Origin of the sequence: Streptomyces spongiae, assembly GCF_009377185.1 — a bacterium.
GTDB classification, from domain to species: Bacteria; Actinomycetota; Actinomycetes; order Streptomycetales; family Streptomycetaceae; genus Streptomyces; species Streptomyces spongiae.
On record NZ_VJZC01000263.1, the window covers coordinates 1 to 13,312 of the forward strand.

The window sequence follows — 13,312 nt, forward strand, 5'->3', positions numbered from 1 at the left end:
CCCCCTCCCTGCAGCAGCCGGACTGACTCGTACCGCCCTTCCGGCAAGCAGTGTCAGAGGTTCCGGAAAGCGTCGGATGCCGCCCGGCCCGAGGCGAACTGCTGCGTCACGCCGTGCCCTGGCCATCGGGCGGCACGTTGTCTTACGGACTGGTGACGTGCTGGGCGCGGTCCCCTGGTCCGGCGGGTTCGCCGCTCTAGCGTGGGCGCATGCGTGTACTGGTCACCGGCGGTGCCGGGTTCATCGGGTCCCATGTCGTCGAGGTGCTTCAAGCGCGCGGGCACGAGCCTGTGGTGTTCGACGTGCGCGAGGAGGCGGGCGCGGACGTGCGGGACCGGGAGGCGGTCAGCCGTGCCCTGTCAGGTGTGGACGCCGTGTGCCATCAGGCTGCGATGGTCGGTCTTGGCACCGGATTCGCCGACGCGGCGGAGTACGTCTCCCGCAACGACCTCGGCACCGCCGTACTGCTCACCGCCATGGCTGAGAAGGGCGTCCGACGGCTGGTGCTGGCCGGATCGATGGTGGTCTACGGGGAGGGCCGGTACACCTGCGCGCGGCACGGGGTGGTGCGGCCGGGGCCGCGGGCCGTCACCGATCTGGAGGCCGGGCGCTTCGAGCCGCGCTGTCCGGTGTGCGGGCTGGAGTTGTCGCCGGGGCTGGTTGCCGAGGATGCCCCGGCCGATCCGCGGAATGTGTACGCGACGACCAAGCTCGCCCAGGAGCATCTCGCCGCCGCCTGGGCGCGGTCGACGGGCGGGACGGCGGTGTCGTTGCGCTACCACAACGTGTACGGACCCAGGATGCCCCGGGACACTCCCTACGCCGGGGTCGCCTCGTTCTTCCGTTCGGCGCTCGCCCGGGGTGAGGCCCCGCGTGTGTTCGAGGACGGCCGGCAACGGCGGGACTTCGTGCACGTGCGGGATGTGGCGGCCGCCAACGCGGTGGCGCTGGAGGCGGATACGGCCGTCGGCGCGCTCACGGCGTACAACACCGGCAGCGGAGAGCCGCACACCGTCGGGGAGATGGCGCGGGCGCTGGCCGTCGCGTTCGGCGGCCCGACGCCGGTCGTGACCGGCGAGTACCGGCTGGGCGACGTGCGGCACATCACGGCGGACTCGTCGCGGCTGCGGGCCGAGCTGGGGTGGAAGCCGGAGGTCGGCTTCGAGGAGGGCGTACGGGAGTTCGCACGGGCCGGGATGCGCGCGTAGGGCCCTTGGTGGACCGGTGGTGCTGCCCGTTTCAGGAAGCGGCCGCGGGCAGCACCACCTCGAAGCGACAGCCGCCGGGGATGTTGCGTACGGTGGCGCTGCCCTGGTGGGCCTCCACGATGCCGCGGACGATGGCCAGGCCCAGCCCGGCGCCCGCCGGAGGCGTGCGGGCATGCGTGCCGCGCCAGCCGGTGTCGAACACGCGGGGCAGGTCCTCCTCCGGAATGCCGCCGCAGCCGTCCGTCACGGACAACACCACACCGTCGGGCAGGCGTTCGGCGGCCACCATGACCGTGCCGTCCGCGGGGGTTCGCCGGATCGCGTTGACCAGGAGATTGCCCAGGACACGGCTCATCTCCTTGCCGTCCACCTCCACCGGTACCGGCTCGATACTGTCCCCGACAAGTCGCACCCCGTGTTCGTGGGCCAGCGGATACACACCGGCGAGGGCATCGCCGACCAGGTCGTAGACGGACATCCGGGAGGTCGACAGGGCCAGCGTGCCGGCGTGGATGCGGGAGAGTTCGAAGAGGTCGCCGACCATGTCGTTGAGGCGTTCGACCTCGGTGCGGATCTGCTTCAGGTAGCGGGCGGGGTCGGTGGCGACGCCGTCCTCCAGCGCCTCGGACATCGCGCGCAGGCCCGCGAGCGGGGTGCGCAGGTCGTGCGAGATCCAGGCGACGAGTTCCCGGCGGGAGGACTCCAGCAGGCGTTCACGTTCCCGGGACTCGGCGAGCTTCGCGCTGGTGGCCTCCAGTTCGCGGCTGAGCGCGGTGAGTTCGGCGGTGGCCGGACCGTGGGGTGCGGTGAAGTCGCCGCCGTCGCCGAAGGAGCGGGCGGCGAGGGTGAGTGCGCGGCTGCGGGCGACCACCCAGCGGCCCAGCAGCAGCGCGGTGGCCAGGGAGACGACGGCCGCCATCGCGACCACCGTCGTGACCACCGACAGGTCGTGCGCGGACAGGAACATCGCCCATGCCACGACCAGTGTGCCCGCGAGCATCGAGGTCACGGCGACAGCCGCCACCACGGTCAGTGACGTGGTCAGTGAGCGGCGGCGCAGCAGCCACAGTGTTCCGGCGCCGAGCAGTCCGGCCGCGCCGGCGCCGAGGAGGGCGTACACGGCGATGAGCAGGGTGGCGCTCATGATCACTCCTCGCCCTGGACAGAAGGGCCAGAAGGGCCGGCGGGATCGAAGCGGTAGCCGACGCCCCACACCGTCTGGATCAGCCGGGGCCGGGCCGGGTCGTCCTCGACCTTGTTGCGCAGCCGTCGGACGTGGACCGTGACGGTCGACAGGTCGCCGAAGTCCCAGCCCCACACCTCCCGCATCAGGTCCTCGCGGCTGTACGCCCGGCCCGGATGCCGGAGGAAGTACGCGAGCAGGTCGAACTCGCGCAGGGTGAGGGCGAGTTCGGCGCCGTTCTTGGTGGCGCGGCGGGCGGCCGGGTCGACGGTGAGGCCGGCCGTGTCCAGGGGGCGCGCGCTCGCGAGGGGCCGCGTGCGGCGCAGGACGGACTCCACCCTCAGCACCAGTTCTCTGGGGCTGAACGGCTTGGTGACGTAGTCGTCGGCGCCCACCTCCAGGCCCGTGATGCGGTCGTCCTCGTCGCCACGGGCGGTGAGCATGATGACCGGCACGGGGCCGCGCTCACGCATCCGGCGGCACACCTCCAGGCCGTCCATGCCGGGCAGCATCAGATCGAGCACCACCAGGTCCGGCCAGTGCGCAGCAGCGGCGGCGAGGGCGGTCGGCCCGTCCTCTGCCCGGTCCACGACGTATCCCGCGCGGTCCAGGTAGCCCGAGACGACCTCCGCGACCGTGGGGTCGTCATCGACCACCAGGACGCGGGCGGCCCCGCCCCCACGACCGGTTCTGTCGCCACCGGCGGATCTGGCCGCCGCGGGCTCGTACGGCTGCTGTTGCATACGGCCAGCCTCGCATCGCGGGCTCGTCCGCGTCGCCCTCCAGCGGCCGGCAGGCACGGACGTCCGTGTTTCGTAAGGAGCCGATGTCCGTTATGCACTGTTCGCGTTCGTAGGGTGAGAGCCGTGATGACCTCTTCCGAACCCGAGGACGTCGATGTCGTCCTCCCCTGCCTGAACGAGGCCGAAGCCCTGCCGTGGGTGCTCGACCGCATCCCTGCTGGCTGGCGCGCCCTCGTCGTGGACAACGGGTCCACCGACGGCTCGGCCGACATCGCCCGCCGCCTCGGCGCGACCGTCGTCCACGAAGCGCGCCGCGGCTTCGGCGCCGCCTGTCATGCGGGGCTGACCGCCGCGAGTGCCGAGATCGTGTGTTTCTGTGACTGTGACGCCTCGCTGGATCCGGCGCTGCTCGTGCCGTTCGTGCGCGAGGTGCGAGGCGGCGAGGCCGACCTGGTGCTGGGGCGTCGCCGACCGCAGGGCCGGGGCGCCTGGCCCGCGCACGCCAGGGCCGGCAATCTCGCGCTCGCGCTGATGCTGCGCCGCCGCACCGGCCTGCGCCTGCACGACCTCGGTCCGCTGCGTGCCGCCCGCCGCGAGGCGCTGCTCGGTCTCGGTCTGACCGACCGGCGCAGTGGCTACCCGCTGCAGATGGTGGTGCGCGCCGCCGACGCGGGCTGGCGCGTCACCGAGCACGATGTCCCGTACCTGCCTCGGTCCGGTGCCTCGAAGGTGACCGGGACCTGGCGCGGCACCTGGCAGGCGGTACGGGACATGAGCCGCGTCCTGGCCGAGGAACCGGCCGTACCCACGGCGGCCACAGCGCGGGAGCGGGGAGGAAGCCGTCGATGACCACCCTGCTCGTCATCGCCAAGGAACCCCGGCCTGGTCGGGTGAAGACCCGGCTCACCCCGCCATTCACGCCCGAGGAAGCAGCAGTGCTCGCCGAAGCGGCCCTCACGGACACCCTGCGCGCGGTGGCCGCGGCACCCGCCCGGCGCCGGATCCTGGTCCTCGACGGGACGGCCGGGTCCTGGCTGCCGCCCGGCTTCGATGTCGTACCGCAATGCGCGGGCGGTCTCGACGAGCGGCTGGCGGCGGCTTTCGCCGGCTGCGACGGTCCGGCCCTGCTGATCGGGATGGACACTCCGCAGGTGACACCGGAACTACTCACCGTGGACTTCGACGGGTATGGGTATGACGCCTGCCTCGGTCCGGCCGAGGACGGCGGTTTCTGGGCGCTCGGGCTGGCGGAGCCGGACCCTGAGCTGCTGCGTGGGGTCCCGATGTCGACGCCCGTCACCGGCGCCGTTCAGCGCGCCCGGCTCGTGGACGCGGGTCTGCGGGTGCGTGACCTGCCGCGTCTGCGGGACGTCGACACCGCCGCGGACGCCGAAGCCGTCGCCGCCCTGGCGCCCCACGGCCACTTCGCCGCGGAACTCAACCGGCTCCGGGCGGTCGGCAGCCGATGAGCACGGCACACGAGGTGATGGCGGCGGACACCGCGGAGCACAACTGGTCCGCCGACCCCTACGCCGACGCCCTCCAGGCCGGCCACGGACCGCTCTTCCTGCGCCGCGGCGACGGCTGGCTGCTGCCCCTGGACGTGGAGCGGTGGTGCGCGCCCGCCGACGCCGTGGACCTGCGGATCCTGGACCGGTGTGAGGGTGCCGTGCTCGACGTCGGGTGCGGGCCGGGGCGGCTGGTCGCGGAACTCGCCGCCCGCGGCCGGACCGCACTCGGCATCGACATCAGCGAGGCCGCCATCGCCCACACCCTCAGGCTCGGAGGGCAGGCCCTGTGGCGGTCGGTCTTCGAACCCCTGCCCGGCGAGGGCCGGTGGAACACCGCCCTGCTCCTGGACGAGAACCTCGGCATCGGCGGCGACCCGCACGCCCTGCTCCGCAGACTGGCCGAACTGCTGCTGCCGGGTGGCCTGTTGATCGCCGAGACGGTCCCGGTCGACGTGGACGAGCGAATCGACGTCCACATCGTGCGCGGAGCCGATGCCCCGGGGACCGCCGGCGCCCCGTTGTTCCCCTGGGCCCGGCTCGGCACCCCGGCCCTGCTCCGGTACGCCCGCCCGCTGGGCTGGTGTGCCGTCGATCAGTGGGCGGCCGGCGGTCGCTGCTTCGTCGCCCTGCGCAGCCGCAGCACCAGCAGCAGCGCCGAGCCGCCGAAGAGCACGGCCGTGATCAGCAGCCAGCGGGCGAGGAAGCCCTCCCCGGACAGGCCGGTCGCCGAGGGGTAGTGGTCCGCCACCCGGCCGCTGATGAGCGGGAACCATACGAGCAGAAGCAGCGCGGACAGAGCGGCCGGCACCCGGACATACAGGGCCCGTTCCCGGTGGCCGGCCGCGCCGAGTGACTCCACGACCGCGCGGTCCGCCACCGCGTACAGCGGCAGCAGCACCAGGTCGTGGAGGAGTGCCGCCCCCACGAACCACAGCGCCACCTGGAACCAGTCGTCCGCCAGCAGCCGTACACCCGCGTAGCCGACCAGCGTGAACGAGCAGGCCAGGAGCAGCAGCTGCAGCGGGCTGCCCACCTTCACACGGATGCGCATCACAGGTCTCATCGCAGGTCCTCTCAGAGGTCGCCGAATGTCATCCGGGCCACCCACTTGGTGTTCAGGACGCCGGGCACAGCCGGCGCGATCACCCGCGCCGGGTAACCGTGGTCGGGGCTCAGCGGCTCACCGTTGACGTCCAGCGCCAGCAGGGAGCGCGGGTCGCGCACCTGGTTGGCGCGCAGGGCCGCGGAGCGGAACGCCCCTCGGCGCTGGAGGGACTCCACCAGGACGTCGGGCGCCGCGTCCGCGTCGTATCCCACCAAGGCAGCGAGATCCCGCAGCCGTACGCCCCGCCACCACTGGTCCGAGGTCGACCAGCCCTCCACGCAGGCGATGGGCAGCGCCGAACTGTACAGGGGCAGATCCAGCAGCTCGGCTCGGCTCAACCGGACCGTTCCGGAGCGCCCCCTGACGACCAGGCGCCACGCCTCCTCACTCGTCTCCGCCGCGCTGATCCCTCTGGACGCGGCCGTCTTGTTGATCTGGAAGCCGTTCGGGCCACTGCCCGGATCGGCACCTCCGTGCGGTGCGAGGAGAGCCGTCCGCCGCAGCGGACCGTCGAAGTTCTGCCCCACGGTCGTCCCGAACAGCAGCAGCGAACCGCCCCCGACCAGCCACAGCCCGCCACGCCGCGACACCGTGGGCTCGGCCGGCCGCGGGGAGACCAGCGGGAACTCCGGCTGCGCACCGGACTCTTCCTCCGGTTCCTGCCCCTCCCGCATGCGACGCAGATTGCGGACGGCAGCCGGCGCCCGCAGCACCACGTGCACGACGAACGCGGCGAAGAACACCCACGCCCCGTAGAAATGCAACGGGTAGAAGGAGCCGGGAAAGACGTAGTCCAGCTGGATGTTGAGCACCCCCGTCACGAACTCGAAGAGCACGCCGCCGACCAGCAGGAGCAGCGAGATCCGCTCCAGGGCGTGGGCGAGCGACCGGGCCGGGGGCAGGGCGAACAGCTTCGGCACCACCGACCACAGCTTGGCCAGCAGGACAGGGATGAGCGTGATGCCCAGCGTGACGTGGACGCCCTGGTTGAGCCGGTAGAGCCAGTGCGGATCGGTCGGCCAGGCAAAGAGGTAGAAGCCGAGGAGCCCCTTGTCCGGGGTCTTGTCGTTCACCGGCGACAGATCAGGGTTGTACGCGGCGTAAGACAGCAGTCCCGTCACGAACAGCACGGTGATCCCGCCGAGCAGCACGACACCGAGCACCGAGGTGAACCACGGACCGCGCAGGGGACTGCGCCAGAAACCGGGGGAGGAAGGCAGGCGTTCGTCGGGCATGTCCCGACGTTAGGCAAGAACATGCCTGTACAGGGGTGCGCGACCCATGACGAAACTCTGACGTCAGCACCGCGGGCGACCCTGTTCGGCCCCTTCCGCCCTAGCGTTCCGTGTGTGATCCGCACCCCCTTCCGCGACCTGGCCGCTGTCCTGGCCGCCGTCCTCCTCGTCGTGGTGGCCGTCCTGGTCGGCCGGCACCTCCACTTCACCTACGACAACCTGCACGTGGGCTGGCCTCCCCTGTACGCCAACTGGGGCCCCCACGTGGGCCCCGGCACCCCGGCGGCGCTGGTCGTCGCGGTCGCCGTCGTGCCGTACGGCCCGCGCGTGGCCGCCCGGCTGCCGTGGCGCGCGCTGCTCGCCGCCGCCTGGGGTACGGCGATGGCGTGGACGTGGTCACTGGCGCTGATCGACGGCTGGCAGCGCGGGATCGCGACGCGGCTCACGACCAGGTACGAGTACCTGCAGGTCATCGACCGCTTCCAGGACATCCCCGCGACGCTGCGGGACTTCACCGGGCACATCCTGCTGCACTCCCCCGACCACTGGCCCCCGCATGTGGCGGGCCACCCGCCGGCGGCGACGCTCACGTTCGTCCTGCTCGACCGGGTAGGGCTCGGCGGAGGGGGCTGGGCCGGAGTCTGGTGCATCACCGTCGGCGCGTCGGCGTGCGTGGCGGTACTGATCGCCATGCGGGCGCTCGCGGACGAGGCCCTCGCGCGCCGGGCAGCACCGTTCCTGGTACTGACACCGGCCGCGGTGTGGATGGGGACGTCCGCGGACGGCTACTTCGCCGCGGTCGCCGCCTGGAGCATCGCGTTCCTCGCCCTCGCGGTCACCGGACACCGGCCGCGGCTCAACGGTTTCGCCTCCGGGCTCCTCTTCGGCCTCACCTGCTACCTCTCCTACGGCCTCACCCTCTTCGCCGTGATCGCGGGCGCCGTCCTGCTGCTCGGCTCCCGACGAGCCCGGCCCCTGCCCTACGCCCTCGCCGGAATCACCGTCGTCCCGCTCGTCCTCACCCTCGCGGGCTTCAACTGGTGGGAGGCGTATCACCTCCTGGTCGAGCGCTACTACCAAGGGGCAGGCGGCATCCGGCCCTACGGCTACTGGGTGTGGGCCAATCTCGCCTGCACGGTCCTGGTCGTCGGCCCGGCGACAGTGGCCGGCCTACGACGAACCGGCGCCACGCTCCTTGGTCCTCTGACACGCCTCAAGGCACGTTCTCCCCTCAACCCTCCAGAGACGGAGGTGCGGACAGACGACCGCCACGGCACTGCCGTACGTGTCGGCTCTTCCCTCCGCCGGCGTGTCGTGCCCCGGACGGGCTGGTCCATCACCTCCCCCGACGTCCGCCTCGCCCTGCTGGTCGCCGCCGCGTTCGCTGCTCTGCTCATCGCCGACCTGTCCGGGATGAGCAAGGCGGAGACCGAGCGCATCTGGCTGCCGTTCGCCATGTGGCTACTGGCCGCATGCGCGTTCCTGCCCCGGCCCCGCGCCTGGCTCACCGCGCAGGCCGTCCTCGCCCTGCTTCTCAATCACCTGCTGATGACCGGCTGGTGACGGGAGATACAGGCCCCGGCAGCCCCAGCCCGTAGATCTTCACCACTCGCTCAGCTTGTTCTTTTTCTTCCGGGCTCGAACGGCGTCTCGAACTGCGAGATCCCTTGCGCGCACGGCCACCCTCCTTCAGCTGGTGCCGTCGGTGTTGTCCCGGCCGGGGGCGGTGTGCTGGTAGATGTCGGGGATGCCGTCGGCGTCCTCGTCCCGGGTCTCGGCCTCCCACAGGCGGCGGTAGATCCTGTTGCGGCGTTTGACCAGCAGGGCCGCGACCGTCGCGGCGATCAGCGAGCCGAGCAGGACGGCGGCCTTGATGTGCTCGGCGTCGGCCGGGTCGGGGAAGGCGAGTTCGCCGATCAGCAGGGCGACCGTGAAGCCGATCCCGGCCAGGACCGCCAGCGCGAAGACATCCGCCCAGGCCAGATCGGGGTTGAGCCGGGCCCGGGTGAACCGGGCCGCCAGGTAGGTGCCCGCGAAGATCCCCACCGTCTTGCCCACCACCAGCCCGAGCACCACTCCCAGCGGTTCCGGGCTCGTGAACACCTCACCCACCGCGCCGCTCGACACACTCACCCCTGCGGCGAACAGGGCGAACAGCGGCACCGCCACGCCGGCCGAGACCGGCCGCAGCAGATGCTCGGTCCGCTCACCGGGCGAGGCGTCCTCGCCCTCGTCCCGTGTGGTCCGCAGGATCAGACCCATCGCCACGCCGGCGACCGTGGCGTGCACCCCGCCGTTGTACATCAGCGCCCAGATCGCCACCCCGAGCGGCATGTACCACCACCAGCCGCGCACCCGGAACCGCTGCAGCACATAGAACACGACCAGCCCGGCCACGGCCCCGGCGAGCGCGATCGGGTTGAGATCGCTGGTGAAGAAGACGGCGATCACCAGGATCGCGCCCAGGTCGTCGACCACGGCCAGGGTGAGCAGGAAGGCACGCAGGGCGGACGGCAGGTGGGTGGAGAGCACCGCGAGGACCGCGAGCGCGAAGGCGATGTCGGTGGCCATCGGCACGGCCCAGCCCTGACCGCTGCCCCCTCCGAGTCCGGTGGTGGCCAGGTAGACGGCGGCGGGGACCGCCATGCCGCACAGAGCGGCGACCACGGGCAGGGCGGCGGTGGCCGGGGTCCGCAGCTCGCCGACGACAAGTTCGCGTTTCAGCTCGATCCCGGCGACCAGGAAGAAGACGGTCAGCAGCCCGTCCGCGGTCCAGTGCCCCACCGACAGGTCCAGGCCGAGCGCGGGTATCCCGAAGTGGGCGTCGCGCAGGTCCTCGTACGCGCCGCTCCATGGGGTGTTCGCCCACACCAGCGCCACCACGGCCGCCGCCAGCAGCACCAGCCCGCCGACCGTCTCCGTACGCAGGGCACGCGCCACCTGCACGCGCTCCGGCCAGGGCAGCAGGCCGAGGAAGACAGAACGCTCACGCCGGCCGTCACGCATCCGGGAGGACCTCCACAGCATCGAGTTGCGGGCACACGTGCCCCTTCGACGCCGACCAGACTTCCCGGCACACCCCGCGCCTCTTGACGCGTTCTTTACACACTATCCGTCGCAGCCACGTGTATGCGCCCCGGGCGCTCCCCGGGGCGCACAGCTTTCTGTGACTGCCATCACGGTCAACGTCCGCGGCCCCCGAGTTCCGCAGAGCTGTGAGTGGCCCAGCAACAGAGCACAGCGCGTTGTCCCCGGCCACCGCGGGCGGGCCGACGGGCCCCTCCCGAGGGACTTCAGAAGGGCTTCGTCGGCCAGTCCAGCAGCCGGGCCCCGATCACCGCGGTCTGCAGGGTGTAGCGGTGCACCGGGTCGGACGGGTCGGCACCGGTGAGCTTGTGAATGCGCTCCAGGCGATAGGTGAAAGCGCGCACACTCAGCGAGAGCCGCCGCGCCGCCTCCGCGGACACACAGCCGGAGTCGAAATAGGCGGTGAGGGTGTCCAGGAGCGGCTGCGCGCCGCCGCGGGCTTGGCGCAGCGAGCCGAGGGCGCTTTCGACCAGATCGGCCATGGCCTGCCGGTCGCGGGTGAGGACGGGGTAGACGAGGAGGTCCGCCGCGCGCAGCACGGGTTCGTCGAGTTCGAGGCGGTCGGCCAGGTCGAGGGCGTTCAGGGCCTCCTCGTAGGACTGGACGACGCCGGCCGCGCCGGGCTGCGGGCGGCCGATCGCCACCTGCCCGCCCCCGGTGGCAGAGGACGCCTGCTTGGCGAAGTACGCGAGTACCTCGCCCTGATCACCCGGGGCGATGCACACCAGCCGTCCGTCCTTGGTGGTCAGCAGGATGCTCCGGTCACCGAACCGGCCGATCAGCGCATGCTCCACCTCCCGGAGGACCGCATCGCCTTCCTCGTAGGCGACCGTGCCGCGCGCCACGGCGACCGCGTGCTCGTACGACAGCCGCAGCCCGTAGCGTTCCGCGCGCTGGGCCAGCCGGCCCAGGTCGCTGCGGCCGTACAGCAGATCGTCGATGAATTCGCGGCGAGCGGCTTCTTCCCGGCGTACGGCGAGCCGCTGCGCCCGCTCGTAGCCCTCGGCGAAGGCATCGACGGCCTGTTCCACGGCGGCCAGCACGTCGTCCACGGACGCGCCGTTCCCTGCCGGCCAGTACGCCCGGGTGGCGGCCAGGTGGGCGCCGACCAGGGCGCGCAACCCGAGGCCGGCCTCCGCCGCCTGCACGCCCAGCGCACGGCGCGAATCCAGGTCTTCCCGGGTCAGTCGGCGGCCGGTCACCGAGGCGTCCGCGAGGATACGGGCGTACCCCTCCACGTACTCCTCGTTCTCTTCGGACACGTCCCGCCCCACCATGTAGGTCCCCCCGAACTGAATGCGCCGTCGACGTCTTTTTAGCGCATGCCCGCACGAACGGGCCCGCCCGGGCGGTGCCAGGACCGCCCGGGCTCGCTCCTCGACCGACTGGCGGCGTCAGCCGGTGATTTCGACCTTCCCGTTGGCCCCAGTGGGCCCCGTCGTCGCGGGCTGCGAACCGCCGGCCCGCTGGGTGATGCCCTTCAGCAACTCGGCGAGGTCGACTCCGGTGGTGGAGCCGAGCAGTTCCAGGCCCTGTGCGACGTTGTCGGCGACGGTACGTGACAGCTGAGTGGCGCCGTCGGTGGAGATGATCGTCATCTTGTCGATCGCGCTGAGCGGCTCGGATGCCTTGGCGACGACCTGCGGCAGCACCTCCACGAGCATCTGCAGCACGGCCGCGTCGCCGTACCGAGCGAAGGCGTCGGCCTTCTTCTGCATCGCCTCGGCCTCGGCCGTGCCCTTCGCGGTGATCGCCGCGGCATCGGCCTCACCCTCGATACGGACGGCCTCGGCGAGCGCGGCCCGCTGTGCCTTCTCGCCCTCACCGGTCAACCGGGCCCGCTCGGCGGCGGCTTCGGCTTCCTTGACCAGCGCGATGCGGCGGGCCTCGGCCTCCTGCTCGGCCTGGTAGCGGGCGGCGTCGGCGGGCTTGCGGACCTTGGTGTCCAGCTCGCGGTCGGTCAGCGCGGCCTGCCGTTCGGCGACCTTCTCCTGCTCCGCAAGCACCTCCTGCCTCCGCGCGGCCTCGGCGAGCGGGCCGGCAGCCGCGGCACGCGCGGCGGCCTCGTCGGTCTCGGCCTTGATCTCGGCCTGCTTGAGGGCGAAGGTCCGCTGGGCGATCGCGATCTCTTCCTCGGCCTTCAGCCGGGCCTGCTCGGCCGCGCGGCGGGCGACGGCCTCGGCGATGTCGGCCTCCTGCCTGGCGCGGGCCGCCTCGGGTCGGCCGAGGTCCTCCAGGTACGAGCCCTCGGTCGTGATGTCCTGGATCTGGAAGGCGTCCAGGACCAGGCCCTGCCCGGACAGGCTCGCCTCGGCCTCCTCGGCGACCTGGCCGGCGAACGCGGCCCGGTCACGGATGATGTCCTCCACCGACATGCGGCCCACGATCGCGCGCAGCGCACCGGAGAGCACCTCCTGGGTGAAGCCGACGATGCCGTCCTGCTGCATCAGGAACCGCTGAGCAGAGGCGCGGATGGAGTCCTCGGTGCCGCCGACCTTGACGATCGCGACCCCCTCCAGGTGGGCCTTCACCCCGCGCAGGGTGACCGCGCCGCGCACCGCGACGGGGATGTGCCGGGAGGACAGGTCGAGGGTGAATTTCTGCTGCACGAACGGCACGACGAACACCCCACCACCGACCACGACCTTCTGCCCGCTGTTGTCGGTGAAGATCCGGCCTGTCTCCGGATCGGTGGCCTTCTTGCCACGCCGACCGGTGACGATGAACGCCTCACTCGGGCCCGCGACCTTGTAGCGGGTGATCACGACGAGTGCCAGCAGGACGAGGAGTACGACGACTCCCACGACCGCGACGACGACAGAACTCATGGCAGTGCCCCCGATTCGCATACGAGAAAAGAACTGAGAAAAACTGAGGAAAGAGGAAGGATCAGAGGTCCACCGGGCGGACCACGACCGACGTGGCGGTCGGCGCCGCCTCCACCCACACCTCTGCGCCCCGCGCCACCGGTCCAGCACTGCGGGCGGCAAATTTCACGGGCTGGCCGGCAAGTCGGAGCAGCACCTCACCGAAGCCGTCGGCCGGGATGGGGGTCACCACGTTGCCCGAGGTGCCCACGAGATCGCTCCCGGTGGGGGTGACGGCCGTCTGATCGCGCATCAGCGCACAGCTCAAGCGGTACGTCAGCCAGGCCGCGCCCAGCCCGCAGACGGCGCCCACCGCGGTGGCGACCACGGGGTCGGCATTCGCCGCACCGGTGGCGATGGCCCCGCCGAAGCC

General features: G+C 71.9%; 12 protein-coding genes. 5 read left to right on the forward strand and 7 right to left on the reverse strand.

All coding sequences use genetic code 11. From position 1 onward, the window contains the following. Nucleotides 1-209: 209 nt before the first annotated feature. Nucleotides 210-1,208, forward strand: coding sequence for an NAD-dependent epimerase/dehydratase family protein (locus FNH08_RS28835; RefSeq protein ID WP_152774462.1), 999 nt, complete (start codon nucleotides 210-212; stop codon nucleotides 1,206-1,208). A 31-nt stretch (nucleotides 1,209-1,239) separates the two neighbouring features. Here FNH08_RS28835 and FNH08_RS28840 read toward each other — a convergent pair whose 3' ends face one another. Further along, nucleotides 1,240-2,352 carry a sensor histidine kinase gene (locus FNH08_RS28840; protein WP_152774463.1) on the reverse strand — a complete coding sequence of 371 codons (1,113 nt, stop codon included), beginning with the start codon at nucleotides 2,350-2,352 and terminating at the stop codon, nucleotides 1,240-1,242. A 2-nt stretch (nucleotides 2,353-2,354) separates the two neighbouring features. Then, entirely contained in the window at nucleotides 2,355-3,134 is a 780-nt protein-coding gene (locus FNH08_RS28845; protein WP_228034412.1) for a response regulator transcription factor, read from the reverse strand. Nucleotides 3,135-3,260: 126 nt separating this feature from the next. Here FNH08_RS28845 and FNH08_RS28850 point away from each other — a divergent pair, with 126 nt between their 5' ends. The 3 genes from FNH08_RS28850 to FNH08_RS28860 are packed head-to-tail and all read left to right on the forward strand — an operon-like array spanning nucleotide 3,261 to nucleotide 5,382. Further along, nucleotides 3,261-3,983 carry a glycosyltransferase family 2 protein gene (locus FNH08_RS28850; RefSeq protein ID WP_152774464.1) on the forward strand — a complete coding sequence of 241 codons (723 nt, stop codon included), beginning with the start codon at nucleotides 3,261-3,263 and terminating at the stop codon, nucleotides 3,981-3,983. Then, complete coding sequence (locus tag FNH08_RS28855; RefSeq protein WP_152774465.1) at nucleotides 3,980-4,603, forward strand: TIGR04282 family arsenosugar biosynthesis glycosyltransferase; 624 nt, start codon at nucleotides 3,980-3,982, stop codon at nucleotides 4,601-4,603. Before FNH08_RS28850 ends, FNH08_RS28855 begins: the two co-directional genes overlap by 4 nt. Further along, nucleotides 4,600-5,382 (forward strand): class I SAM-dependent methyltransferase, encoded by a 783-nt coding sequence (locus FNH08_RS28860; protein WP_152774466.1) that lies wholly within the window; start codon nucleotides 4,600-4,602, stop codon nucleotides 5,380-5,382. Before FNH08_RS28855 ends, FNH08_RS28860 begins: the two co-directional genes overlap by 4 nt. A 337-nt stretch (nucleotides 5,383-5,719) precedes the next feature. Here FNH08_RS28860 and FNH08_RS28870 read toward each other — a convergent pair whose 3' ends face one another. Then, complete coding sequence (locus FNH08_RS28870) at nucleotides 5,720-6,985, reverse strand: molybdopterin-dependent oxidoreductase (protein ID WP_152774467.1); 1,266 nt, start codon at nucleotides 6,983-6,985, stop codon at nucleotides 5,720-5,722. Nucleotides 6,986-7,099: 114 nt separating this feature from the next. Here FNH08_RS28870 and FNH08_RS28875 point away from each other — a divergent pair, with 114 nt between their 5' ends. Further along, the gene (locus FNH08_RS28875; protein ID WP_322725647.1) at nucleotides 7,100-8,548 is read left to right on the forward strand and encodes a hypothetical protein; all 1,449 of its coding nucleotides are present in this window, start codon (nucleotides 7,100-7,102) and stop codon (nucleotides 8,546-8,548) included. Between the two features lie 126 nt (nucleotides 8,549-8,674). Here the strand turns inward: FNH08_RS28875 and nhaA are convergent, their stop codons facing one another. The 4 genes from nhaA to FNH08_RS28895 all read right to left on the reverse strand — a co-directional run. After that, complete coding sequence (gene nhaA / locus FNH08_RS28880) at nucleotides 8,675-9,991, reverse strand: Na+/H+ antiporter NhaA (protein WP_152774468.1); 1,317 nt, start codon at nucleotides 9,989-9,991, stop codon at nucleotides 8,675-8,677. A gap of 287 nt (nucleotides 9,992-10,278) precedes the next feature. Then, nucleotides 10,279-11,349 carry a PucR family transcriptional regulator gene (locus FNH08_RS28885; protein ID WP_152774469.1) on the reverse strand — a complete coding sequence of 357 codons (1,071 nt, stop codon included), beginning with the start codon at nucleotides 11,347-11,349 and terminating at the stop codon, nucleotides 10,279-10,281. A 117-nt stretch (nucleotides 11,350-11,466) separates the two neighbouring features. Then, a complete protein-coding gene (locus FNH08_RS28890; RefSeq protein ID WP_152774470.1) occupies nucleotides 11,467-12,900 on the reverse strand; it encodes a flotillin family protein in 1,434 nt (477 codons plus the stop codon). Nucleotides 12,901-12,961: 61 nt separating this feature from the next. Then, nucleotides 12,962-13,312 (reverse strand): hypothetical protein (locus FNH08_RS28895; RefSeq protein ID WP_228034414.1); only part of this gene is annotated, 351 nt, incomplete at its 5' end.